The following is a 26,752-nucleotide window of genomic DNA, read 5'->3' as shown; positions in this document are numbered from 1 at the left end:
GCACGGAGAGCACAAAGGTTTTTAATATTTCTCTTCAAAAAGCAAAGCGTCTCAAAAATCTTAATTAGTGAACTTTGTGAAAAGCTTTGAGAACTTTGTGATATAAAAAACGAACAAAATTGATGACAATAATAATAACAGGAACTTCCACAGGAATTGGTTTTGCACTCGCGGAATATTTCGGCAAAAAAGGGCATAAAGTTTTTGGCTTAAGTCGAAAAAATGTGGAAAGTCAATATTTTACCACAATTCCAACAGATATTACAGATAACGTGCAAGTTCAATCTGCGATTTCAGAAATTTTAAAAACTGAAAGTAGAATAGACGTACTTATCAACAATGCAGGAATGGGAATGGTAGGCGCTGTTGAAGATTCTACCAAAGAAAATATCACAGAATTGTTTAACCTAAATTTAGTAGGAGCTGTGCAAATGATGAGTGCTGTAATGCCAAAAATGCGGGAACAAAAATTCGGAAAAATCATCAATGTTTCGAGTATAGGTTCTGAAATGGGACTTCCGTTTCGTGGATTTTATTCGGCTTCGAAATCTGCGCTGGATAAAGTGGTAGAAGCAATGCGTTACGAAGTTTATCAATGGAATGTAGAAGTTTGCAGTTTGCATTTGGGAGATATTAAAACTAAAATCGCTGAAAATAGGGTAAAAACTCAAGTTTCAGAGCCGTATAAAAACGTTTTTGACAAAGTATATTCTTTGATGAATGCTCACGTTGACGAAGGAACAGAACCTTTGGAAGTAGCACTTTACATTGAAAAATTATTAGAAAAAAAATCTTGGAAAGCACATTATTATTTCGGGAAGTTCGGACAGAAAATTGGCGTTCCTTTGAAATGGATTCTTCCTCAGAAAACCTATGAAAATCTGATGAAAAAGTATAATAAATTGGATTAAATTTGCCTCGAATACACGAATAATTTATAGATATTTTCTCGCGGTGTGTGATGATTACACTATATTTATTACAATTTTCAATCTGCAAAATTTGCTTAATCAGCGAGAGTTTAATTTTAAAAAGCTGTTAAAGTTTATTTTAATAATGTTTATTCGTGCATTCGTGGCGATTACCAAATACTAATTCAATAAAAATTTGCGTTCTTTGCGTAATCATCTTTGCGACATTGCGTGAAAAAAAATCTATACATATTCCTAATTTTTCTTCCTTTTTTTCTGAAATCCCAACAGAAACAATTCATCTTAATAGATGCTCAAACAAAAAAAGAATTTGTAAAAAAAGACTCACTTTCTGCAGTGAAATTTCTAGATTCTTTGGCGGAAAACAATTACTATTTTACTAAAATTTTAAACGTAGAAAAAGCTGGCAAAATCACCAAAATCAATTTTGATAAAGGCAAAAATTTCAATGAAGCCAAAGTGAAATTTTCGTCAGAAACTGCTTTGTTTTTAAAATCAAAATCAGAGATTTTTACCAAAAATTTAGATTCTCTCAAACAAGTTATCAATCAAAAATATACAGACGAAGGTTTTGCATTCAACCGAGTGAAAACACAATTTTTAGGATTTGAAAATGATGTTCCGAAAGTTGAAATCTCTATTTTTAAAGGTGATAAAAGAGTAATCAATGGTTTTGTTTTACAAGGATTCACCAAAGTTCCGAAACGTTTTGTCAAGAATTTAGAAAAAGAATTTGTAGGGAAAACGTATGATGATGTTAATCTGTTGAAAATCAATTATCGGTTAGAAAATCATCCATTTTTGATGTTAGAAAAAACTCCGCAAACCCTTTTCACAAAAGATTCTACACAAATTTACCTTACTTTTCAGAAGAAAAAATCCAATAATTTTGATGGAATTATAGGTTTTGGGAATAATGATAATAAGAAATTTACTTTCACAGGAAGCATTAATCTCAATCTGAAGAACGTTTTTAATAGTTTCGAAACCATTTCTCTGTACTGGCAAAGAAACCAACAAAGCGGACAAAACTTCGATTTACAAACCGATATTCCGTATCTTTTTGGTTCTAACATCGGCACGAATCTCAATATGAATATTTATCGCCAAGATTCTACTTTTGCCAATGTGAAATTTCGTCCAGCGTTGTATTTTCATCTTTCGTCCAAACAAAAAATTGGAGCGAGAGGAAATATCGAAATTTCTTCGGTTTTAGATGATACTTATACTTCAGGGCAAGATTTTAGCAAAAAAGGAATTGGAGCTTTTTACGAATTTACAGAAACTTCGGAAGAACCGCTTTTTGTTTACAAAACCAAAATTATTGGCGAGGCAGATTTACTCAGTTCTTTTTACCAAAATTTAGATAAAACTTTTCAACAAATCCGTTATTTTCTCTTTGCAGAGCGGAATTTTCACCTCAAAGGAAATCATTATTTCAATGTGAAAGCAGAATCTGCAATGCTGGATTCAGATGGAGAAATCACCACTAATGAACTTTTCAGAATTGGAGGGTATAATTCATTACGAGGTTTTAATGAGCAATCGCTTTTTACCAATTTTTATGCTTTCGGTGGAGTAGAATATCGTTATTTGGTAAGCAATCAAGCGTTTTTTGATGTTTTTGGGCAATTGGCTAATGTGAGAAATTCTACATTGAAAACGACCTCTAAACTTTATAGTTTCGGACTGGGTTTTAATTTTTTGTTACCGATTGGTTTAATGACTTTTCAAATATCAAACGGACAAGAATTTAATAATCCATTTAAATTCCAAGACACCAAAATTCATTGGGGAATCATCAGTAAGTTTTAAAATTTCTCCCAAAAAAATCTCTAAATTGCTTTAAAATAAGGCGAAATTCCCAGAATGTTAAAATTTTTTATAATCCTGTAGTTCTTCTAACAATTATTAACAGTTGAAAAAAAAGTTTAATAGAAGTTTAACTAAAATTTTAGTTATCAACGTTTTATTTAGTCCGAAAAACAAAGTATTTTTGTTACATATTTATGAAGCGAATTTTATTACTAAGCTGTTTGCTGTTTTTAACTTCAATAAGCGCTCAAACTTTTTCTGGAACTCTTTTCATGCGAGATAAATCTTCTTTCTATCTCAACCAGATTTATGTTACCAATCTTAATGAACAGAGAACTTATCTTACTTCTTATACTGGAGAATTTAAAATTCCTGCAAAAGTAGGAGATGTAATAAGATTTACCTCAATTGTTTCGGAGCGAAAAGATATCAAAATTACTCTTCAATTGCTTGAAAATCCTCGAAATTTGATAGAACTCGAAGTGGCTTATAGGGAAATTCAAGAAGTGATTTTGAGTAGATTTAAACCTACAGGAAATCTTAGAAAAGATGTTCGCACTTTAGATTCTAAAAAATCTTCTCTTGAAATAGCGAAAATAATAGGTTTACCAGCTCCAAAAGGCGATGGGACTCCGCCAATAACTCCAGTTGCAAGCTTAGCGAATGGTGGTTTAAGTATCGGTTTAGAAAGTCTTTATGATGTAATTTCTGGTCAAGCCAAGAAAAAACAAAGGCTTCAAGAATACGAAAAGATGCAAATTGGTATTAAAAATATTAAAGCTTATTTAGGAGACGATTATTTTACTAGATTAAAGGTTCCTCTTCATTTAGTTGATAATTTTCTGCAATTTGTATATACTTCTGATAATTTGAAAATTTACTTAGATGTGGCTAATTATGAGGCAATAAAGGTTTCTATAGAGAAATATTTGCCTATTTATCAAAAGAGATTACGAAACTCTCATCTTCAAGAAATTTTCAACTAACTAATAGTTGTTAGTTGAAATTTTTAATAGAAAACATTTATCATTATGATTTTTATCGCTTTTTAACATTTTTTTTATTTTCTGAAAAAAAAATATTTATATATTTGTCACCCTAATCGAAATATTTGTGGGGAAGAATAAGTTAGCAAGGTTTGAAGAAAATAGAAAACTTCCAAATGTAATACAACCAAGTAGAGAGGATGCCTTAGGTGATTTTGAACTTAAAGGTAAATGGAGAGAGAGCGTTTTTAAGAACAATAATCCTATTGTTCTAGAGCTTGGTTGTGGGAAAGGTGAGTATAGTGTAGGAATGGCAAAAGCTTTTCCTGATAAAAATTTTATCGGAGTAGATATTAAAGGAGCAAGATTTTGGTTTGGAGCAAAAGAAGCTGTAGAAAAAGGTTTAAATAACGCAGCTTTTTTACGCACCCAAATAGAATTGATAGATTGCTTTTTTGATGAAAATGAAGTTGATGAAATCTGGATTACCTTTCCAGACCCTCAGATTAAGTACAGAAGAGGGAAACATAGACTCACCCATCCAGATTTTTTAAATCGCTACAAAAAAATTCTGAAACCTTCCGCAATTATTCATTTGAAAACAGATTCTGAGTTTCTGCATGGTTATACTTTGGGAATTTTACAAGGATATGGCCACGAAATTCTAACCGCTCACCATGATATATATGGAGCGCCAGAATATGAACCAGACACTCTCTATCTAAGAGAAATAAAGACTTACTATGAGGAATTGTTTTCTGGGAAAGGGAAAACAATTACTTATATTAAGTTTAGGTTATAAAAATCGAAATAAAAAGTATAAAAATGAAAAGAGTGATTGTTTTATTTGCGGCATTAGGTGTCGCGCATTTGTCGGCTCAAGAAAAAATGGAAAAAGAGCAGCCGATAGATAAAGGTCAAGTGACTACGAAAGAAGCGATTTCTTTATTAGAAATTAAATCTACTCAAGAGTCTGCAGAAATTAAAAAAGTAATCATTAAGCCTAAAACAGATAAGGAAGAGGAAGAAGCGTTTGAAGCATTGATGACATCTGAAAATGAAAAAAATAAAAAAGCGCTAACAGCACAAGTGCTTAATGAAATGCTAGGAAGTGATGAAAGTGACGCTTTAAGCCTTTTACTGGTGAAGAATGTATCTGAATGTAATATGGTTTTGAAAGTTGAAGGGAAGACTAATTATAATATTCCTATTCCTGCAAATGGACAAAATGCAATTATGGTAGAGAAAGGAGTGTATCAATTGACAGGTAAGGTATGTGAGCTCCAATATGAAGCACAAAAAGATTTGAATAAAAATCTTTTGGTAGCTATTAAAAGAATGGAAGATTAAAAATTTTAAATAATAAAAAAACTCTCAAGAATTTCTTGAGAGTTTTTTGTTGTATGATCTTCGGAAAATTATTCAGCGTCAAAGTCTTTATCTGCATCAGCAGTTACTTTTTCACCTTCTTTAGATTTTTCTTTATCAGCTTTTCTTTGAGATTGACCTTCTTTGATAGATTCTGATACTACAGAAAGAATCATGTCAATAGATTTAGAAGCATCATCGTTTCCTGGAATTACGAAGTCTACTTTTCTAGGATCTGAGTTAGTATCTACGATACCAAATACAGGAATGCCTAATTTTTTAGCTTCAGTTACAGCGATGTGTTCTCTCATGATATCTACTACGAATACAGCAGAAGGAAGTCTAACCATGTCAGCGATAGAACCTAAGTTCTTCTCTAAGTTAGCTCTTTGTCTGTCTACTTGTAATCTTTCTTTTTTAGATAAAGTTTCGAATGTACCATCTTTCTTCATTTTATCAATAGCGTTCATTTTCTTAACCGCTTTTCTGATTGTAACGAAGTTAGTTAACATTCCACCTGGCCATCTTTCAGTGATGTAAGGCATGTTAAGTTCTGATGCGTGTTTTGCTACTACTTCTTTAGCTTGTTTTTTAGTAGCCACGAAAAGAACTTTTTTACCTGCAGAAGTAATTTTTTCTAAAGCGTTGCAAGCTTCATCTAATTTCACTGCAGTTTTATGCAAATCGATAATGTGAATACCGTTTTTCTCCATGAAAATGTATGGAGCCATATTAGGATTCCACTTTCTAGTCATGTGACCAAAGTGTACGCCTGCTTCTAATAAGTCTTTAACTTGTGCTTTTGCCATTTTTTTAATTTTTGTTAGTTTACGTTCCGCTTTTAAGCAATCAACTTTACGTTGGATGGGAGTAAAGTTTGGGTGCTAAACATAACGGGCAATTTTTGTAATAATTTGTAAATAAACCGAGAAAAAAGATTAACGTTTTGAGAATTGGAATCTCTTTCTTGCTTTTTTCTGACCTGGTTTTTTTCTTTCTACCATTCTAGCGTCTCTAGTAAGAAGACCAGCTGGCTTAAGCGCTAATCTGTTTTCTTCATTAATTGCACATAGTGCTCTAGAAATCCCTAGTCTAATTGCTTCAGCTTGACCTGTAATTCCACCACCGAAAACGTTTACAGTAACATCGTACTGACCTACAGTTTCAGTTAATAAGAACGGTTGGTTTACTTTATATACTAACATGTCAGTACAGAAGTAAGTTTTTGCATCTTTACCATTTACAGTGATGTTACCAGTACCTGGTTTCACGTAAACTCTAGCTACAGAAGTTTTTCTTCTTCCAATCTTGTGAACTATAGACATAATTATTTAATTTCGTTAAGGTTAATAACTTTTGGTTGCTGTGCTTCGTGCTTATGCTCAGACCCAGCGTATACATACAAATTCTTGTAGATAACACTTCCTAATTTGTTTTTTGGTAACATTCCTTTTACAGATTTTTCTACCAATTTACAATTGTCTTTTTTGTGCACTTCTTCAGCAGTTAACGATTTTTGACCACCTGGATATCCAGTATGCCAAATGTATTCTTTGTCTGCCCACTTGTTGCCAGATAAAGCAACTTGTTCTGCATTCAAAACGATCACGTTATCACCACAGTCTACGTGTGGAGTGTAATTCGTTTTGTGCTTACCTCTCAAAATCTTTGCAACTTTAGAAGCTAATCTTCCTAATGGTTGCCCAGCTGCATCTACCACAACCCATTCTTTCTTAGCGGTAGCTTTGTTAGCTGATACGGTTTTGTAACTTAATGTATTCACTTATTATCGTTTACGATTAAACATAATTTTCCCCTAAAAAGGTGTGCAAAGGTATTAATTTTTTTTGGAATTGAAAAACTTTATCAAGATTTAAACGTAAATTTAACCTTAAAAAATTAATTTTCAATCTCTTAAGGACTTGTTGTTTCTGAAACTTGCCAGTAAATAATACCCCACAAATACTATAGAAAACTTAAAAACAGAAGGTAAAGCCTTTTCTAAATCAAAAATGAAAGCGCCAATGAGTACTAAAAAAATCATCGCGCCAAAAGAAATTCCTAGTTTTTTCGGCAAAGAAATAACAGGATTGTCTAAATAATAAGCCATTCCCCAAGCTAAACCGAAAGCAAAACTGTAAAAAAGTTCCAGCCATAATCCGCCACTTTCTAGTAAAAAATGATTGATTAAAAAACTGATTAAAGTTCCTGCTATCGTATATAATAAAACTCTCTTCATGTTTTAAAATTTTTACAAAAATACTTAATTTTTCAATTCTCGGGATTTTTCTATCTTTGAGACCTATCGAAAAGTTATTTATGGAAACCCAAAAATATCAACCTAACAATAAGGTAAGAGTAGTTACAGCAGCCTCACTTTTTGACGGACACGACGCTGCCATTAACATTATGCGAAGAGTGATTCAAGGAACAGGATGCGAAGTTATTCACCTTGGTCATGATAAATCCGCAGAAGAAGTAGTAAACTGTGCTATTCAAGAAGATGCAAACGCTATTGCACTTACGTCTTATCAAGGCGGTCACAATGAATATTTTAAATACATCTATGATTTACTTCGTGAGAAGAACTCTCCTCAAATCAAAATTTTTGGTGGAGGTGGTGGAGTAATTCTTCCCGAAGAAATTAAAGATTTAATGGAGTACGGAATCGACAGAATTTATTCTCCAGATGATGGTAGAGAAATGGGATTGCAAGGAATGATTGATGATTTAGTTCAAAAATCTGATTTTGCTACAGGCGAAAATATCACCGTTTCTGATATCGAAAATATCAAATTTGAAGATGCTAAATCTATTGCGCAAGTAATTTCTGCCGTTGAAAATTTCTCAGATGAGAAACCAGAATTGGTGGAAGCATTAAAAGGAAAAGCAAAACATTTCAATATTCCCATCATCGGGATTACAGGAACTGGAGGCGCTGGTAAATCTTCATTAACAGATGAATTGGTGCGTAGATTTTTAAGAGCAAACGCAGATAAAAAAATTGCGATTATTTCTGTTGACCCAAGTAAAAAGAAAACAGGAGGTGCGCTTCTTGGTGATAGAATCAGAATGAATTCCATCAATGATTCTAGAGTTTACATGCGTTCTATGGCAACTCGTGAGAACAATGTTTCGGTTTCGCCTTACATTCATTCTGCATTAGATGTTTTGAAGATTTCAAATCCAGATATTATTATTTTAGAAACTTCGGGAATTGGTCAGTCTGGTTCAGAAATTACTGAAATTGCAGATGTTTCTATGTATGTAATGACGCCAGAATATGGTGCTTCTACTCAGTTAGAAAAAATTGATATGTTAGATTATGCAGATTTAATCGCATTGAATAAATCTGACAAAAGAGGAGCTTTAGATGCGATTCAAGCGGTGAGAAAACAGTTTCAGCGTAACCACCATTTGTGGGAAACGCCATTAGAAGAAATGCCGGTTTTTTCTACGAAGGCAAGTCAGTTTAACGATTGGGGAACTACCGCTTTGTACAATGCATTGGTTGAAAAAGTAAATGCTAAATTCACTTCATTAGATCTAAAATCATACGAAGAACAAAATGTTTCGGAAGAATCTACCATTATTCCACCGAAAAGAGTTCGTTATCTTTCTGAAATCGTAGACAATAATAAAAATTACGATAAACAAGTTGAGGAACAAGCGCTAATTGCTAAGAAAATGTACCTTATCGATGGTGCTAAAGCACTGATTACAGATGATGAACATACTACTGATAAACTTGAAAAAGTTTTCCTAAAAACTAAAAAAGAACTTTCGGAGGAAAACAGGTTGTTCCTTCAAGGTTGGCATCACTTCAAAGAAGAAATGCAACAAGATAGTTTCTCTTATTTAGTTCGTGGAAAAGAAATTAAGGTAGAAACCAAATACGAATCACTTTCGCATCTTAAAATTCCAAAAATTGCTTTGCCAAAATTCCAAGATTGGGGCGATTTAATCCGTTGGAAAGGTCAGGAAAACGTTCCAGGGGCGTTTCCTTACACTTCGGGAATTTATCCTTTCAAGAGAACAGGTGAAGATCCAACCAGAATGTTTGCTGGAGAAGGCGGTCCAGAACGTACCAACAGAAGATTCCACTACGTTTCTGCGGAAATGCCTGCGAAAAGACTTTCTACAGCGTTTGATTCTGTGACTTTATATGGTCAAGATCCTGCTTACCCGCCAGATATTTACGGAAAAATTGGAAATGCGGGAGTTTCTATCGCGACTTTAGATGATGCTAAAAAATTATATTCTGGTTTTGATTTAATCAATGCATTGACTTCAGTTTCGATGACGATTAACGGTCCAGCTCCAATGTTGTTGGCATTTTTTATGAATGCAGCCATCGACCAAAACGTAGAAAAATATATTAATCAGGTTGAGGCAGAGGTTAAGGCAGAGTTTGAGAACAAGGTCGAGGCAAAGTTGAAAGAAAAATACGATGATAAAGGCTTAAAAAGACCAGCTTATAACGGTAATTTGCCAGAGTCTAATAACGGATTGGGTTTAAAACTTCTAGGTTTAACTGGTGATGAAATTGTAGATGCAGAAACGTATCAAAAGATAAAAACAGAAACTATTGCAACGGTTCGTGGAACAGTTCAAGCAGATATTTTGAAGGAAGATCAAGCACAAAATACTTGTATTTTCTCTACGGAATTTGCCTTGAGATTAATGGGCGATGTTCAGGAATATTTCATTCAAAATAAAGTGAGAAATTTCTACTCGGTTTCTATTTCTGGTTACCATATTGCCGAAGCTGGCGCAAATCCAATTTCTCAGTTGGCATTTACATTGGCAAATGGTTTCACCTATGTGGAATATTATTTGAGCCGAGGAATGGATGTCAATGATTTTGCACCGAATTTATCTTTCTTTTTCTCTAACGGAATTGATCCAGAATATGCGGTAATCGGTAGAGTAGCGAGAAGAATTTGGGCAAAAGCAATGAAACTTAAATATGGAGCTGATGAAAGAAGCCAAATGTTGAAATATCACATTCAGACTTCTGGTCGTTCACTTCACGCACAAGAAATTGATTTTAACGATATCAGAACTACGCTTCAAGCGTTGTACGCAATTTATGACAACTGTAACTCGCTGCATACCAATGCTTATGATGAAGCAATTACTACACCAACCGAAGAATCTGTGAGGAGAGCAATGGCAATTCAGTTGATTATCAACAAAGAATTAGGTTTAGCGAAAAATGAAAATCCGCTTCAAGGTTCTTTCATTATTGAAGAATTGACGGATTTGGTAGAAGAAGCAGTTTATGCAGAATTTGACAGAATTACAGAACGAGGCGGAGTTCTAGGAGCAATGGAAACCATGTATCAGCGTTCTAAAATTCAGGAGGAATCGATGCATTATGAATGGATGAAACATACGGGAGAATATCCAATTATTGGCGTGAATACTTTCCTCGGAAAAGATGGTTCGCCAACGGTTTTACCAGGAGAAGTAATTCGTTCTACTGAAGAAGAAAAGCAATTGCAGATTCAGAATTTAGAGAATTTCCAAAAATCCAACGAAGATAAAACACAAGAATGGTTGCAGAAACTTCAATTGGCTGCCATTAATCAGAAAAATTTATTCGAAGTGATGATGGAAGCAGTAAAATATTGTTCCCTCGGACAAATTACCAACGCACTTTTCGAAGTGGGCGGGAAATATAGAAGGAATATGTAGCCGAAGTTCGGCTTCCAAAAATTTAAAATCTCCAGAATTTTCTGGAGATTTTTTTGTTGTAAGGATTATTCTATTTTGTTTTCAAAAATTTCTTTGAAAAAGATGCATCCGAAGAAGTGAAAATATAAACTCCTTTTGGAAGCTCAGATATGTTTAAAGTATTTTTCATTTCTCCTTTTTTAATAAGTTTGCCAGAAGCATTGTAAAGGTTGTATTCTAGAGGCGTTTTTAAGTTTTTGAGTATTAATTCATTTTGAGATTCAGAAAGATATAAATAGCCTTCATTTTTTGGAATATCATTTACGGATAAAGCAGAGGTTACATAAACTTTTACATCATCAAACATTGCTCTAGCTGTTCCTGCATTTCCTGCTAACAATTGTAAATGTATAGGAGTAACGGTAGGTTCTAAATCAAATTCTGTATAATCTTGACTGTTGTAATTTCCCGTCATGAGATTTCCATCGATATATACTTTGGCTTTTTTGGTGTTTAAATTATGTTCAATTTTGATGTGATACCAAGTGTTAGGTTGGTAATTAACCATTAACAAATATCTAGGGCCAAAACTTCCCTTATAAGAAGTGATTTCAATTTGTCTAATTCCTCCCGAACTTGTAAACTCTAATCTTGAAACTCTAGTTCCCCAAGTTCCTATGTTTAAATCTCCAATTCCAATTCCCGCAGAAAGGCCATTTGCGGCTAAATCTACATTAATAAAAGTTTCTACCGTTACCAATTGTGGAAAAGTAATTGTTCTATAGAGTTCCGCAGACCAGCTACCTGCTCCTTCTAGTTGTAGAGATTGTGCACCATTTTTCACTACAGTATTTACCACTTTTTGATTTGCAGTTCCTGTTCCGTTATATTTAATGGTGTAACCAGAAGGTAAAGTTCCTAAAGCATCAGTTTCAAAACTGTCATTTACCAAGAATTGAGAAGGTAAAGAATAAAAAACCAACACTAAAATCAGAGAAAATAATTTTGTTTTCATGTTTGTAAAATTGGTATTTAAAGTTACAAACTATTAAACAAAATGTTCAACTTACATGCTGCAATTAATAAATAAACATGACAAGAATCATTATATAATTAAACTTTTCAATAAATATTTTGCACTGAAAATTGGTAAATTTTACAACTGACTTGCAATTCCTTCTACAAAGGTTTTGGTGAAATCTTTGTTCATGGCTTTTCGGTGTTCAAATTTTGGAATTACTAGATTTTTAGTAAGTTGTTCTGTGGTTTTTCCTTCGGCGAGAGATTTTTTAATAAAATCTGCGCTTGCTTCTAAGAAATTTCTCATTTCGGTGAGATTTTCTAGATTTCCTTTGGTTAAAGATTTATCTGGAGCATGTCCGAAAATAAATAAAGTGTCTTTATCAAAAGTAGAAATAGCTTTTTCTAAAACAGAAATCCAACTTCTAAAATTAGAACCATCTTTTACGCGATAAACAGGAATCATGTTGATGAACATTAAATCTCCCATGTGAACCACATTGTCTTTTTCGAAATGATACATTGCATCTCCAAATGTATGTCCCGCTCCGAAATGATAAGCGGTTACTCTTTCTCCACCAGATTTGATAAGATATTGGTCTTCAAATAAAATATTGGCGTAAACTTGTTTGTCTACATTTTTAGCGAGTTCTGCTGCATTTTTCTGCAATTCTGGAACATTCTTTTGTGCCACAATTTTTTGAGTCAAATCTTTAAAAGCGAAATTTCCTGCAGTGTGATCTCCGTGATGATGCGTGTTGCAAAGAAACTCAATCGGTTTTCCTTTGACTTGAGAAATAGAGTCAATTAAAGGTTGAATAAAATCTGGAAATTGAGAATCAATAACTACAAATGAATCTTTGGTTTCTAACAAACCTACGGTTCCGCCACGATTGGTGAAACTGCTTACATTTCCTCTTATTTTAGAAATGTCCCCTTTTGAAGATTTTAAAACTTCAAAAACAGTTCTCTGAGAAGTACAAGACCATAATTGAGGTAAAATAGCAACGCCTAAAGTTGCGCCAAGAGAAGTGGTAAGAAATTCTTTGCGATTCATGATATTATTTTTCACGAATTTAATTATTTATACGTTAAATAGTCTTAAAATTTATAATCTTTATTCATAGAATAATATCTTTGTCTTTTTAACATAATAATTAAATGAGAGGAGAACAAAACATCATTAACGACTTAAAAAACTGGAAGGAACTCATCAAACCTTATGCTACACCTGAAGTAAAATTAGCAAGAAAAGAGGTTTGGAAAACGGTTTTACCTTTCGGTTTGCTTTTTATAGCGGCAGCCATAGTTTATGAATTTCAATTTTGGGGCGCTTTAGGAATTTGCTTTTTGGCAGGATTATTTTTAACCAGAATTTTTATTATTCAGCATGATTGCGGACATCAATCTTTTTTTCCGGACAGAACTAAAAATGATAGAACAGGATTTCTAATGAGTTTGATGACGTGTATTCCTTACAAATATTGGGCGCGTTCTCATAATCATCATCACGCACATCAAGGTCAATTAGATACCAGAACCATCGGAGATGTTACTTTGTTGACGGTGAGAGAATACAACGAACTTTCTAATTGGGGAAAGATTAAATACAGAATTTATCGTTCCGTTCCTGTAATGTTTGTTTTGGGACCGATTTACTACATTTTTATTCACAACAGAATTCCTTTTATCAAATTTAAAGGTTGGGAAAAAGAGCGTTTAACACTGTTGAGAACCAATTTATACTTATTAGGATTTTTTGCCATTTTAGGAGTGATTTTAAGTTTGCCGACTTTTGACCTTATCGAAGGTTTTAAAAAATTGGCACTTTTATATATTCCTATCCTTATCACGTTTGCGTTTACGGCGATTTGGTTTTTTTACATGCAACATCAGCACGACCCAAATTACAAAGCATGGAAAGAAGATTGGCAATATCTTTTAGCAGCAATTAAAGGAAGTTCTTATTATAAATTGCCAAAAATTTTCAACTTTTTTACAGGAAATATTGGGTATCATCACATTCACCATTTGGCTCCGAAAGTTCCTTTCTATAAATTAGAAAAATGCAGCAAGGAGAATCCAATTTTCCAAAAATATGTGACGACTATTACGTTATTAAGCAGTATTAAATATGCATTTTATACACTCTGGGACGAAGAAAATTACAGAATGATTACTTTCAGACAACTGAAAACCATTCCCGTAAAAGCTTAAAAATACATTACAGTATATTTTAACCTTCAAGATTTTCTTGGAGGTTTTTTGTTGAGGTTAAAGAAAAGCTCTACAAAAGATTTTGTATCTTTGAAAAGACAAATTCAGGAGGATGAAAGACGTAAAAATAGAATTCAGAAAACCAATGTATCCCGTAAATCCAGAATTGATGGATTATTTGGAAAAAAATCATCGACTTACCAATATCAGATTTTATTATGATGATTTATTGCGTTTTTCAGATTATATGCCTGTTCATGATAAAGAAGGCAAGGACACACTTTGGCTCAATGTGTATTACCCAGAATTTGAACACGCCGAAATCGAAGCCAATCTTAATAAAATTTACACGCTTTTACACTCTGATGGAGATGTAGATGTACTCCCTTTTTTGAAGGTAGATTCTATTCATTTTTGTACGTTTGGGAATTCTAAACCGTTCAGAATTAGAGTAAGAAATATTCTGAATGATAATTATACCAATTTTTACATTAAAAAAGCAGATGCTTCTAGGATTTATGGACTGGAACTAGAAGAAATTTTGTCTCCAAATCGTATTAATTTCCTTTTGTACAAAGACACTTTAATTGAGGAACATATTTTAGGAATTCCTGGAGATGTCTTTATAGAAAAGCATTTAGACCTTTGTTCACCTCAAGAAAAAGCTCAAATTGCCAAAGAATTTGTGAAATTTAACGAAAGATGTCTTATAGGTTTACTCGGAGATATGCGTTCTTACAATTACGTGGTGATTCCTGCACATGATTTTGACCAAGTGGTGTATAGAATTCGTCCGATTGATTTTGACCAACAATGCTACGAAGGAAATCTCAAAATTTATCTGCCTCAATATTTCAAAGAAAATAAAAAAATGGTAGAAATGGTTTATGATAGACTTAAACCCAATTCCATAGAACAATACCGAAAAGAAGTTCGTTCTGCCATTGCTAAACGCGCCAGTACAGACGGAAGGTTGCCTCATTTGTTAGAAATTATGAAAAGAGATGAGATTTCTAAACCAGAACATGTAGAAGAATTGAAAGCAGGATTGCACAAACTTACTTATAGTATTCAGTTTAAAAAATGTGAATCTATGGGCGAAATTCTAGAAACTGGACTCAATTTCGTAATTAGAAATTATAAAAATTCTAACGTGAGATAGCTTTATTTCTAAAGAAAAAAATCTCTACATTTGCTTTATGCAAGCCGAAAAAATCATTTTGGGAATAGACCCGGGAACTTCTGTAATGGGTTTCGGAATAATTTCTGTTCATAAAGGAAAAATGAAACTCATTGCCATCGAAGAATTGGTAATGAAAAAAGAACCCAATCATGAAACGAAACTCAAAAGGATTTTTGACAAAACTTTAGCCTTGATTGATGAATTTCATCCAGACGAAGTTGCGCTAGAAGCTCCATTTTTCGGGAAAAACGTGCAATCTATGCTCAAACTAGGAAGAGCTCAAGGTGTGGCAATGGCTGCAAGTCTTCATCGTGATATTCCTATCACCGAATATTCTCCCAAAAAAGTAAAAATGGCGATTACGGGAAACGGAAACGCCAGCAAAGAACAAGTAGCAGGAATGCTACAAAATCTTCTTGCGATGAAAGAATTTCCCACCAAATATCTAGATGCTTCTGATGGTTTAGCAGTGGCGGTTTGTCACAGTTTCAATCTAGGAAAACCTGAAAATGATAAAAATTACACCGGTTGGGCAAGTTTTTTAAAACAAAATCCTGATAGAATTAAGTAAGCAACACGATTCCGTTTTTCTACAACTACAGACCCGCTTTTTGCACTCGCTTTTTTATACAATTAGCCAAAGCAAGTTCCACGAAAATTGTATAAAAAGAGCTCAAACAAATACTACAATCGGGGCTAAATTTCACGGGAAGTTTTTCTTTTCACTTTTCTAAACTACCAAGTCTTCAAAAGTTATAAATTTTTGAATCTACCCTTGATTGCTTCGTTCCTCGCAATGACTGGGGAATTTTGAAAATGTTCTTTATTTTGAAAACAATTGACGCTCGCTACGCTCGCGCCATTTTCTATAAAATTTAAAAAACGAAAATTGTAAATTAAATTTATAAACCACAGACATTCAGTCAAATAAAATTGTAAAATAGTTTTACAATCATTTTACTGGGTAAAACCTAATACTATTCGTAACATTGTTGCGTTATTATTCGACCAATCAAAAAATATTCCTATGGAAAATAAAACGCAAACTCCAGATAGAAATATTCCTACCAAAAATGGAATGTATCACCAAATGAACGGATTTCAGAAATTTCTGATGATGTGTTCTGGTTCTAATATTCATATTTTACAAAAATCGCCCAGCGAATGGAATAAATACGCAGGAATTGGCGGAATTGTACTTTTCACTGCTGTTTTTGCTACACTTTCAGCAAGTTATGCCATGTTTACCGTTTTCGAAGATGTTTGGATTTCCTCTGGATTTGGGATTTTATGGGGACTCATGATTTTTAATCTCGATAGATATATTGTCTCTTCCATCAAAAAAACGGGTAGTTTTTGGAATCAATTTTTCATGGCAGTTCCGCGTTTGATTTTGGCAACTTTTCTTGGAATTGTGATTTCAAAGCCTTTGGAATTGAAAATTTTTGAAAAAGAAGTCAATAAGCAACTCAATACCATTATTCAAAGAAATAAAACCGAATTGCAGAAAACCATGAACGGTAGAATTTTGCAACAATCTGGTCCTTTTGCAGAAGAAAAACAGAAAATTCAGAAACAAATTGCCACATATCAAGCTTCTTACGATTCTGCTGCGGTGGAGTTAGAAAAAGAAATTCTAGGAACAAAAACGGGTTTAACTTCAGGAAAAGTTGGCTTCGGAACGAATGCTAAAAGAAAATCTGAATTGAAAGAACAACGCAGAAAAGATTTAGAAAATTACCAAAAACAAATGGAGCCGAGATTGAAATATCTGGATTCTCAAATTTCTGGTGTGTATCAAAATCTACAAACCGAACAGAAAAATTCTGAACAAGCAGAAAATAAATTTGATGGTTTTGCTGCGAGATTACAAGCGCTTTCTGAATTGGGAGACACTAATTCCATTATGGCTCTTGCGTCATTTTTAATTATGATGATGTTTATTACGCTAGAAATTTCGCCTGTTTTGGTAAAATTAATTTCCTCAGTTGGACCTTATGATTATCTTCTCGATAAAACCGAAAACGATTACCGACTGTATTCTAAAGAAAAAATAGAAAAAGGAAATGCCGCTACAGATTTTAGAATAGAGGATTTTAAAAATAATTTAGGTAAATAAAATTTTGAAAACCTGCGATAATTCAGCCACATAAAATTTCTGGAAGATTTTTCAAGTGATAATTTTGCATCGTCAAATTATATATGAAAAGTGCTATGCAGAATTCGGGAAAAAGATGGTTTATTGCCGTAATGGCGACTTTAGTACATCTGTGTTTAGGAACAGTTTACGCGTGGAGTTTTTTCCAGAAAACCGTCTCCGAAACTTTTGGCTGGAGCAATTCAGAAACAGCTTGGGCATTTAGTTTAGCCATTTTCATGTTGGGGGTAACTGCAAGTTGGGGCGGACAAAATTTACAGAAATTTGGGCCGAGAAAATTAGCGTTAATAGGAGCATTTCTTTACTCTTTTGGTTATATTATTTCTTATTTCGCTTTGCAAAACGAGAGTTTGTGGTTGCTGTATTTCGGGTATGGAATTGTGGGCGGAATTGGTTTAGGTTTGGCTTATGTAACGCCAGTTGCTACGGTTTCTAAATGGTTTCCAGACAAACAAGGTTTGGTTACTGGAATGGTGGTAATGGGATTTGGATTGGGCGCATTGCTCATGTCGAAACTTCTCGCCCCGATTTTTTTAGAATATTTTGAAAAAGATTTAGCCAAAACTTTTCTTGCAATTGGAATTACTCTTTTGGTGCTTTTACCGTTTTTTGCCAATTTTCTAAATTTACCAGTAGAAGAAAAAACTACAGAAATTTCAGCCGAAAAATTAAGTGCTAGCAAAGAAATTCTCTCTCCAAATTTTATTTTCATTTGGTTGATTTTCATGTTTAATGTAGTTGCAGGAATGATTTTTATTTCGTTTCAATCTCCATTATTACAAGACTTATTGAAAGCCGAAAACGTAAATATTGACACCGCAACGCTAGAAAAAAGTGGAGCTACTTTAATTGCAATCAGTGCATTATTTAATGGTTTAGGAAGATTTTTCTGGGGAAGTATTTCAGATAAATTAGGAAGAGTAACCACTTTCAGATTATTACTTTTAATAGAAATGGGCGTTTTTGCTTCCTTGATTTTTATTAAATCTCCTGTTCTATTTTCTGTGGGTGTTTGTTTGATTTTACTGAATTATGGAGGAGGTTTCGGCGCTTTACCTTCTTTAATCAAAGATTTTTTTGGAACAAAACTGATGCCGATAGTTTACGGAGCAGCACTTACAGCTTGGGGAGTTGGAGGAATTTTAGGACCTCAAATTACCGCTTACATGAAAGACCATTTCTCTGAAGATGCAGGATTATATGCCTATAAAGTAGCTTTGGTTTTAATAGCTTTGGGAATTGGATTATCGTTTTTTGTGAAAAATAAAAAAGCGCAATAAAAATTGAGCTTTAGAATATCAGTTCATCAGTTGAGCATATTTTTTTCTGTTTTCCCACAAAATCCAAAGTAAAATCACCGCGAAAACCAATCCTGGAACAATTCCAGCAGGATCATGGTGAAAATGATGCGCTAAAATCCCAATAATAATTGGTAACATAACTAATGCGCCAACTGCTCTCGTTTTTGGAAGTAATACTAAAAGTCCTCCTACAATTTCTGTAATCGCAATGAGAGGCATTAACCAACCAATTTTGCCAAAAGCACCGAACATTTCTAGTTGTTCTGGGGTTAGTTTTGGTGTTGGCATAAAGTTGAAAAATTTATTTGCCCCGAAAATAATCATTCCCACTCCGAAGAGAATGCATAAAATGTTGTAAACTGTTTTCATAATTTTAAGTTTTGGGTTAAAAATTTACTGTTCCAAAATAATACTTTGGTTGTGAATATAATTCTAATCCAAAAATTCTCCATTTAAGAGTTCCATCAACATTATAACTATATGTATTATTTTGAACTTTTGTTAAATTAATATCAGAAACATCCCAATGTTTTCCAGAAACAAAACCTTCATAAGTACTTGAATATTTGACGGGAACGATGCTTCCATTTGTGTTTTTAAAATAAATGAATAAATTTTTTGATGTAGCAATTTGCTTATCTATTTTAATATTTTTAAAACCACTTATTTTGTTTATTTCAGAATTTACTTTTTCCTCTACAGGAAATTCTTTTGAATCCTTTTCTTTATTTTCTGGTGATGCAAAAGACATTATACCGATGACAAAAATAAATGAAGCAAAAATTCCAAACTTTTCTTTTATTAGTTTTACAGAGTAAAGTAAGATGTAAAGTAAATAGAAGATTAAAACAAAGTTTAATATTCCCCAAATTAATTCAAACATAATTATAAGTTTTTAGTAAAGATTGAGTTGTCCTAAAAAAGGTTGACTCGTTAATAATTCAAATATAGTTAAATCGTAGCAGAATTAATTCTGTTACGATTTATTTTTTTCCATTGTTTTAATTGTATTGTTTTTTGTTGATGCGCTTGGTTTGGAGTTATCATATTAATTGACATATGTATTCTAAAATTGTTGTATAAAGTTATGGCTTGTGTAACTTGTTTGTTTAAATTTTGATAGTTTTCAAATATTTCATGTAAACCAAATTCTTCTTTTAAAATTCCATTTACTCTTTCTGCTACTGCATTTTCATACGGGTCGTATTCTTGCGTCATACTAATTAAAATATTGTTTTTCTTTAACAATTCGGTATACTCTTTACTGCAATATTGTAAACCTCTATCAGAATGGTGAATGAGTTGATTTTTTGTTTCCCTGTTAATCAAAGCCATTTCTAAAGCTTTTACTGTAGTTGAACTCATTAAATTATCTGACAGTTGATAACCAACGATTTTCTTGGAACAAGCATCAGTGAGTAAATGCAAATAGTATGTTTTCTCTTTTGTTCGTAAATAAGTTATATCAGCAACCCAAACTTGCTCAGGTCTGTTAAGTACAAAATTGCTAATTAAATTTGGATAGCGTTTCATCCAATGTCTTGAGTTTGTTGTTTTGTAATATCTTCGAACTTTAGGTACTTGTAAATATTCTGCTTTTAAAAAATCTAAAAAATGATCCCGACCAATTGATATATGATGTTTTATAAATTCATCTTGTAACATTACATAAAGTTTCTTGCCACCTGTTCGGGGTAATTGCTTACGAATAGTAACTACTAAACTTCGTAATAATTCTGAGTTGTATTTAGGCGTTTTTACCTTTGACTTTCGCTTGTAAAATGCTTGTTTTGTGTATCCAAACAGTTCGCATAACTCATAAATAGTCAATGAACTATTTACATTTATTTCTTCAACTGCTTGGAACCAGACTTTTTTACAATATCAATTTTAAGCTCACGTTCAGCTATTTCAATAAATCGTTTGAATACTTTTAATTCTTCTTCTTTTTTTGCTAATTGAGCCTCTAGCTCTTTTATACGCTGTTGTTGAGGATCTTTCATAGGACGACCAATAGTTAATTTATCTTCATAGGTAAATTTACCATATTTTTTTAACCATCTTGGTAGACAACTATTGCCTTGAATATTGTAACGTCTTCGAAGTTCTGCTTTAGTAAATAAACCCCTCTCAAATTCACTTACAACTTGACGTTTAAATGCTTCGCTATAAATTTGTGGGGCAATTGGAATTTTTGAAATTTTCTTTTTTGTTGACATATTATCTAATTTTTAGTCAACTTTTTTCAAGACAAGACAGATATAAAAAAATCTCTCAAAAATTTTTGAGAGATTTCTATTTTAAAGTTTCTAAGAATTATAGTGAATAATTCGGAGCTTCTTGCGTAATAATTACATCGTGAGGATGAGATTCTTTCAATCCAGAACCTGTAATCATCACCATTTTTCCGTCTTTTTGTAAAGTTTCGATATCTTTTGTTCCGCAATAACCCATTCCAGCTCTAATTCCACCAGTCAATTGGAAGATTACGTCTTCTAATTTTCCTTTGTATGGAACTCTTCCTTCGATTCCTTCTGGAACAAATTTTTTGGCTTCACTTTGGAAATATCTTTCTTTTCCGCCACGTTTCATGGCAGAAAGACTTCCCATTCCTTGGTAAGATTTGAATTTTCTACCTTGGAAAATAATTTCTTCACCTGGTGCTTCTTCCGTTCCTGCTAAAAGTGAACCTAGCATTACTGCGCCAGCTCCAGAAGCGATAGCTTTTACAATATCACCAGAAAGTTTTATTCCACCATCTGCAATTACGGCTACATTATATTCTTTAGCTTTTTCATAAACGTTATAAATTGCCGAAAGTTGAGGAACACCAACACCTGCAACAACTCTAGTAGTACAGATAGAACCAGGGCCAACTCCTACTTTTAGAACATTCGCTCCAGCTTTGATTAAAGCTTCAGCTGCATCTGCTGTAACAATGTTTCCGCCTACAATATCTAAATCTGGAAAAGCATTTCTAATTTCTGTAATTTTATCGAGAACACCTTTAGAATGACCATGCGCTGAATCTACTGCGATAATATCTACACCAGCTTCTACTAATGCTGCAACTCTAGTCATTGTGTCATCTCCTACACCAACTCCAGCTCCTACGATTAATCTTCCGTTTTGGTCTTTATTGGCTTGAGGATATTCTAATTGATTGTCTATATCTTTTATGGTAATTAATCCTACCAAATGATTTTCTGAATCTACAATCGGTAGTTTTTCTATTCTGTTTTTAAGCAAAATTTCTTTGGCTTGCTCTAAGTTGGTAGATTTATCAGAAGTGATAAGATTTTCTTTGGTCATCAATTCTTCTACTTTTGCAGAAAGATTTTCTTGATATTTTACATCACGATTGGTAATGATTCCAATTAATTTATTGTCTGTATCTACTACTGGAAGTCCAGAGATTTTATATTTCGCCATAAGTTCCTTAGCTTCAGCTAAAGTATGATCTTTAGAAAGCGTAACAGGATCAGCAATCATTCCGTTTTCTGAACGTTTTACACGGTTTACTTGTGCAGCTTGTTCTGGAATAGGCATGTTTTTATGAATAAAACCTAAACCTCCAACTCTGGCAATAGCAATAGCCAAATCTGCTTCTGTAACCGTATCCATCGCTGCGGAAACGATAGGAACATTTAGCGTGATTTTGTCTGAAATTCTAGATTTAAGAGAAACTTGATTGGGTAAAACTTCTGAGTAAGAAGGGATAAGAAGCACATCATCAAAGGTGATGGCGGTTTCTACGATTTTGTTGTGAATAGACATCTTTACTTTCTTTGCAAAATTAAACGTTTTTTTTTAATCATGAAAATTAAATTTTCTTAATAAAAAAGCTTCCTAAATTTTAGGAAGCTTTGTGTCGTATTAATTTCGGTTTTTTACAATAATCCAGTTTTTATAAGTAATCTTAGTGTTGGTATCAGGTTCTGTCCATTCTAAAACATACCAATATGTTCCCGTGATGATACTTCTTCCGTTTTCTGTTCCATTCCAAATGTAATTGGATTGTTTTTCACTAGAGTACACTTTTTTCCCAAATCTATCAAAAATAGAAATTTTCACGTCTTTTTTCACTCGTAAATCTGAGTAATCTAGTACGTCATTTATTCCATCACCATTTGGAGTAATGGCATTGATAAGATTAATAATGGAAAATTCATATTCTATAGGAGTACAAATGTTAGCGTCTCGTACATAGACTTTTTGCACGCCACGTCTTAAATTATCAAAGAAATTGGATTTTTGCCAATTGATTTGGTCTAAAGAATATTCATAAGGTGCAGTTCCACCAGAAACATTTACGGTAATGCTGTTTCCTTGTTCTATCACACTGTCAATTACAGGGTCTACTGCTTCGGAAATCGTAAAAGATTGCTTGTAAATACAACCATTTGTAGAAGTAAGTTCTACATAATGCGTTCCTACTCCATAAGTAGCGGTTTGTAATGTAGCACCTTCAGTTCCATTGCTCCACTTGTAATAGGTAAAACCAGTACCAGCGTCTACAACAGTAGTTGTATTCTTACAAATTGTTTTATTTTGAAGAGTAGTCGAAGCTTTTGGTATTTTAATATTTACGGTAATTTTTGCCCAATTCGGACAAGAATTTACTTTTTCGAATCTTAAGAAATAAGTTCCCGTTGAAGTAACATTTTGAGTGCTCGAAATAGGGTTGACATTATTTTTAGCATCATTTTCAGAGTTGAAATAAGTGATGGAAACGCTATTGTCCGTGGTAAAGAAAGACTCAAATGTTTTAAGATTTACAGATTTTATGGCATCTAAATCATCATCACAAACCTCTTGAGAAAGAGTAGAAGTTAAGACAGTTACTCTATTTCCAAATTTAAAATCTAGAGGATAAATCTGAACAGGACAATAATCAGATTCTACCCTTACAAAAATAGTTGTGTCTGTAGAAAATGACCAAGAATTGTTTAAAATATTCGTGTTTCCAGTATTTGCATCGGTAATATTTGTGTAATATTTAACTCGATAGATTCCAGAATTTAGAAGAATTGCAGAAGTGACGTTGTTGAGATTTACTTCGATGGTTCCATCTAAATTTTGGTCACAAATGGTAGTATTAAATTTAGAAACATCTACCATAGCTTTAGGAGATTCTACAACTTTTACATTTTGAGTGAAAGTACACGAATTTGGAGAAGTCAGAATTACAGAATAATCTCCTTTTCCTACAGTAATTGTTTGAGTTCTGGCTCCATTGCTCCAAAGATAAGAAGTAAAACCAGTTCCTGCATCTAAAGTTGTGGTGCTTCCTTCGCAGACGGTAACTTGAGCAGGAAGTGTAGTAGATTTATTGGGTTGCCCGAAATTAAGCGTAAGAGCAGCAATGTTATCACAAATTCCAGATTTTTTGATTCTTACATAGAAAGTAGTAGTTGCGGTTAAATTCTGTGAAGCAGAAATAGGATTTTGTTCTAAATCTGCATCATTTTTGGTGAGATAAAATTGGTGTGTATAAGCAGTTTCTGATGTAAGTTGAGGTAAATAAGTATCTAAATTTACCGCTTCTGTATTGTTAAAATCGCCATCACAAATTTGAGAAGTAGCGTCTGTAACCGAAATTTTGTCACCAATTTTGAAATCCAAAAAGCCAGTTGCATTGGTACAGCCATTTCTAGAAGCTACTAAAATGTAAACTCGGGTTGGTGTAGTGTAAGTCCAATTTTTTGGTAACGCAGGGAAATTAAACGCTGGATTGTCAAAATAATAAATGTCAAAATCTGCTGAATTATTTACAATGGTTTTAGAAATTTCATCGAAATCTGGTTCGTAAAGTCCGTCAAAATCAGTATCGCATAAAGTAGAATCAAATTTTAGCGTATCAATATTTGGAATAGGATAAAAATTCAAATTTATCTCTGCCATTTCTGTACAACCATAGCTGTTTGTCACTTTTGCATAAATGGTTTTTGGCACAGAGTTATAGCTGGTGAAATTAGCAATTGGATTAGAGAAAGTTTTCGTTGCGGCATCATAATTTTCAAAATATTCTACCTTGGTAATGTTTGTGTCATTAGAAACTTTGGCTTGTGTAAGGTCAAAATCCCCTGTTTTATCAGGTTTAATACAAGCAAGCGCTTCACCAGTAATGGTTTTTAATCTATTGACAATAATATTTACTGTTACAAATTCTGTATCTGGATAATTAGGGTCTGTGCCAGAAAAAGAATAGGTAAAAGTATCTGAAATTACAGTAGTATCCGTTAAAGTATAAGTTATTTCGCCTGTAGTAGCATCTATAGTAGCAGTTCCATAAGATGGAGCTTTTGTAATTTTTATAGAACTAACATCTATAGTTTGGGTAGATGTAGAAAATTTAGGTGTGATTTTATAGGTAGGAGCGCAGTCGCTTACTTCTATCGCTAATGTCGTTTTAAAAGGACATCTTTGAAATTTAAAAATAGGAGAGTCAAGGCTTCCACAACTGGCTTTGGTAATTTTTACGTAGTAATCTCCACTTTCTGTGGGAGTGATGATGTAGGTGTTTGCTCCAGATCCTGTATAAGGATTTCCATTATAATACCATTGGTAACCATCATAAGTATTATCTACTTCTAGTGTTACATTTCCTTTTTCACAATCGCCTCCTTTGGAAATAATGGGAACGGAATTGAATCCTGCGAAATAACCACCGTAACCTACTGCACCATTACCAGCAGCAATTCCCGCAGTAACAGATCTTGTAGATTTTATAGTAACATTTCCCGAAACATTGGGAACTACATAAGTTTCCCAAGCAGAGTTTCCACTTAACGCAAATGGTCCATAACTGGAGTTAATTGGAGTTCCGTTGATAGAAACTGTTGCTCCTTTTTCGGTAATAATATTGAGTTTTGTGTTATAATAATTTTCAAAATAAGAGCGATATGGCATTTCACTTACAAAACCTATTTCATCTATATTACTCGGAAGATAACAGCTAAGTGCTGGAATAAAATTGAAACCGCCCGTCGCAAATTCTGGAGTTCCATCGGCTCCATCAGTTCCTGCTAAAAACTGATATACATAAATAGGTTTTGTAGATTTAATATACAAGTTATAAATGTTGCCACTAGGATTATAAAAATTCCCTCTTATGAAATAAAATTGTCCTTTGCTAAGAGTAGTAATAGGTGTGGTAGAACCATTTACGTAAACTTCAGTGTTGTCTTCAGTGGCAATAACAAGGGATTTTTCCGTGTAACCATTGGTTAATCCATTTGCAGTTCCGTTACCTTTCAATACAACATATTCTGTCCCTAATCGATCTGTAGGAGCAGATTGGTCCATTATAATATCATAATTCGCTTTGTTCTCTGCAAGGCTAAGGAAATTTCCATTGGTAACTGAAACGGGTTTGTCAGCAGCTATGTTTGCACCAATAAGGCCGTCTAAATTTGGGATTCCATCAGAAACACGAGTTTCAAAAATATAAGATTCACCTTTATCAAGAATGATGGTTTTTTCATCATCAGTAGTTCCGTCTGAAAAGATAACATCTTTATTGTAACCACTAAGTTTTATCGTAGTATTGTTTTCTGTAGCGATTACACTCGCTATAGCATTTAAACCATTTCTATTAGCTGCATTATTAGGATTGTATTGTTCTCCCATTCCTATATAGAAGTTTTTTCCTAATGCAGATTTACCTTTAGAAGTGAGAATTTCGGCGTGGTTAAATACAGAGAATCTTAAATTGGCAAAGAATTTTTTTTCTCCTACCAGGTGTAAACCTAAGGTAGCTTTTGCATTGATTTCTATATTATTACTGGTGATAATATACTCTCTGGGGATATAAAATTTCTGAGGACTTCCTTTGCTCAGATTATTGATGGTTCCTATGACGATATTATTGTTGTAGATGTCTACTTTAAAAGGAGTAGATTCATTAGTGGAAACATAAATATATTGTTGAGCTTCTGAGCCATTAGAAGCATCTGCCATTGGTGCAAACCAGTGTTCAGTATCAAATTGAGCGAAACTTTTCGTGATGAAAAATAAGAATAGTAAAAAAGTAAATAATTTCTTCATTTGTTAAAAAAACTTAACAAATGTAATGTTTTTTTTCGGGAGAA

22 protein-coding genes are annotated in these 26,752 nt (G+C 33.3%); 11 read left to right on the top strand and 11 right to left on the bottom strand.

Annotation, left to right across the window (positions count from 1 at the left end; genetic code table 11):
* Window positions 1-122 precede the first annotated feature (122 nt).
* The 5 genes from KKQ76_RS09150 (at window position 123) to KKQ76_RS09130 (ending at window position 5,083) form a co-directional block, all read left to right on the top strand.
* Entirely contained in the window at window positions 123-911 is a 789-nt protein-coding gene (locus KKQ76_RS09150) for an SDR family oxidoreductase (protein ID WP_213196853.1), read from the top strand.
* Between the two features lie 231 nt (window positions 912-1,142).
* A complete protein-coding gene (locus KKQ76_RS09145) occupies window positions 1,143-2,747 on the top strand; it encodes a BamA/TamA family outer membrane protein (RefSeq protein WP_246501377.1) in 1,605 nt (534 codons plus the stop codon).
* 194 nt (window positions 2,748-2,941) lie between these two features.
* A complete protein-coding gene (locus KKQ76_RS09140) occupies window positions 2,942-3,733 on the top strand; it encodes a hypothetical protein (RefSeq protein WP_213196852.1) in 792 nt (263 codons plus the stop codon).
* 127 nt (window positions 3,734-3,860) lie between these two features.
* Window positions 3,861-4,535: a tRNA (guanosine(46)-N7)-methyltransferase TrmB gene (trmB, locus tag KKQ76_RS09135; protein ID WP_213196851.1), complete on the top strand. Its 675-nt coding sequence runs from the start codon at window positions 3,861-3,863 to the stop codon at window positions 4,533-4,535.
* 23 nt (window positions 4,536-4,558) lie between these two features.
* Window positions 4,559-5,083, top strand: coding sequence for a DUF6759 domain-containing protein (locus KKQ76_RS09130; RefSeq protein WP_213196850.1), 525 nt, complete (start codon window positions 4,559-4,561; stop codon window positions 5,081-5,083).
* 68 nt (window positions 5,084-5,151) lie between these two features.
* On the opposite strand, the gene rpsB is transcribed toward KKQ76_RS09130, so the two are convergent.
* From rpsB to KKQ76_RS09110, 4 genes are all read right to left on the bottom strand, one after another.
* Window positions 5,152-5,910 (bottom strand): 30S ribosomal protein S2, encoded by a 759-nt coding sequence (gene rpsB / locus KKQ76_RS09125; protein ID WP_069800987.1) that lies wholly within the window; start codon window positions 5,908-5,910, stop codon window positions 5,152-5,154.
* Between the two features lie 129 nt (window positions 5,911-6,039).
* Window positions 6,040-6,426 carry a 30S ribosomal protein S9 gene (gene rpsI, locus KKQ76_RS09120; RefSeq protein WP_069800989.1) on the bottom strand — a complete coding sequence of 129 codons (387 nt, stop codon included), beginning with the start codon at window positions 6,424-6,426 and terminating at the stop codon, window positions 6,040-6,042.
* A gap of 2 nt (window positions 6,427-6,428) precedes the next feature.
* Window positions 6,429-6,884: a 50S ribosomal protein L13 gene (gene rplM / locus KKQ76_RS09115; RefSeq protein ID WP_069800991.1), complete on the bottom strand. Its 456-nt coding sequence runs from the start codon at window positions 6,882-6,884 to the stop codon at window positions 6,429-6,431.
* Window positions 6,885-7,007: 123 nt separating this feature from the next.
* Entirely contained in the window at window positions 7,008-7,340 is a 333-nt protein-coding gene (locus KKQ76_RS09110; protein WP_213196849.1) for a hypothetical protein, read from the bottom strand.
* Between the two features lie 80 nt (window positions 7,341-7,420).
* Between KKQ76_RS09110 and KKQ76_RS09105 the strand changes: the two genes are divergently transcribed.
* Window positions 7,421-10,801 (top strand): methylmalonyl-CoA mutase family protein, encoded by a 3,381-nt coding sequence (locus KKQ76_RS09105; protein ID WP_213196848.1) that lies wholly within the window; start codon window positions 7,421-7,423, stop codon window positions 10,799-10,801.
* Between the two features lie 70 nt (window positions 10,802-10,871).
* Here KKQ76_RS09105 and KKQ76_RS09100 read toward each other — a convergent pair whose 3' ends face one another.
* Entirely contained in the window at window positions 10,872-11,795 is a 924-nt protein-coding gene (locus KKQ76_RS09100) for a T9SS type A sorting domain-containing protein (RefSeq protein WP_213196846.1), read from the bottom strand.
* 141 nt (window positions 11,796-11,936) lie between these two features.
* Entirely contained in the window at window positions 11,937-12,857 is a 921-nt protein-coding gene (locus tag KKQ76_RS09095) for an MBL fold metallo-hydrolase (protein ID WP_213196844.1), read from the bottom strand.
* 104 nt (window positions 12,858-12,961) lie between these two features.
* Here KKQ76_RS09095 and KKQ76_RS09090 point away from each other — a divergent pair, with 104 nt between their 5' ends.
* From KKQ76_RS09090 to KKQ76_RS09070, 5 genes are all read left to right on the top strand, one after another.
* Complete coding sequence (locus KKQ76_RS09090; protein WP_213196842.1) at window positions 12,962-14,017, top strand: fatty acid desaturase; 1,056 nt, start codon at window positions 12,962-12,964, stop codon at window positions 14,015-14,017.
* Window positions 14,018-14,129: 112 nt separating this feature from the next.
* A complete protein-coding gene (locus tag KKQ76_RS09085; RefSeq protein WP_213196839.1) occupies window positions 14,130-15,179 on the top strand; it encodes a hypothetical protein in 1,050 nt (349 codons plus the stop codon).
* A 37-nt stretch (window positions 15,180-15,216) separates the two neighbouring features.
* Window positions 15,217-15,771 carry a crossover junction endodeoxyribonuclease RuvC gene (gene ruvC / locus KKQ76_RS09080; protein ID WP_213196837.1) on the top strand — a complete coding sequence of 185 codons (555 nt, stop codon included), beginning with the start codon at window positions 15,217-15,219 and terminating at the stop codon, window positions 15,769-15,771.
* 456 nt (window positions 15,772-16,227) lie between these two features.
* Window positions 16,228-17,319, top strand: a complete 1,092-nt coding sequence (locus tag KKQ76_RS09075; RefSeq protein WP_246501376.1) for a DUF4407 domain-containing protein — start codon at window positions 16,228-16,230, stop codon at window positions 17,317-17,319.
* Between the two features lie 95 nt (window positions 17,320-17,414).
* Entirely contained in the window at window positions 17,415-18,638 is a 1,224-nt protein-coding gene (locus tag KKQ76_RS09070) for an L-lactate MFS transporter (RefSeq protein WP_213196836.1), read from the top strand.
* An 18-nt stretch (window positions 18,639-18,656) separates the two neighbouring features.
* On the opposite strand, the gene KKQ76_RS09065 is transcribed toward KKQ76_RS09070, so the two are convergent.
* The 5 genes from KKQ76_RS09065 to KKQ76_RS09045 all read right to left on the bottom strand — a co-directional run bounded on the left by KKQ76_RS09065 (window position 18,657) and on the right by KKQ76_RS09045 (window position 26,708).
* Entirely contained in the window at window positions 18,657-19,028 is a 372-nt protein-coding gene (locus KKQ76_RS09065) for a DoxX family protein (protein ID WP_213196835.1), read from the bottom strand.
* Window positions 19,029-19,044: 16 nt separating this feature from the next.
* Window positions 19,045-19,542, bottom strand: coding sequence for a hypothetical protein (locus KKQ76_RS09060; protein WP_213196834.1), 498 nt, complete (start codon window positions 19,540-19,542; stop codon window positions 19,045-19,047).
* Window positions 19,543-19,610: 68 nt separating this feature from the next.
* Window positions 19,611-20,878 (bottom strand): IS3 family transposase gene (locus KKQ76_RS09055; protein ID WP_213195791.1). Its coding sequence is split into 2 segments (ribosomal slippage): window positions 19,611-20,539 and window positions 20,539-20,878, totalling 1,269 coding nucleotides; the frame shifts between segments, so codons are not numbered across the junction.
* 97 nt (window positions 20,879-20,975) lie between these two features.
* Window positions 20,976-22,436, bottom strand: a complete 1,461-nt coding sequence (gene guaB / locus KKQ76_RS09050) for an IMP dehydrogenase (protein WP_069798834.1) — start codon at window positions 22,434-22,436, stop codon at window positions 20,976-20,978.
* Between the two features lie 99 nt (window positions 22,437-22,535).
* Window positions 22,536-26,708: a T9SS type B sorting domain-containing protein gene (locus tag KKQ76_RS09045; RefSeq protein WP_213196833.1), complete on the bottom strand. Its 4,173-nt coding sequence runs from the start codon at window positions 26,706-26,708 to the stop codon at window positions 22,536-22,538.
* Window positions 26,709-26,752: the final 44 nt, after the last annotated feature.

It is taken from the genome of Cloacibacterium caeni, assembly GCF_907163105.1.
Classification (GTDB): domain Bacteria; phylum Bacteroidota; class Bacteroidia; order Flavobacteriales; family Weeksellaceae; genus Cloacibacterium; species Cloacibacterium caeni_A.
This window is presented reverse-complemented; position numbering and strand designations above follow the sequence as displayed.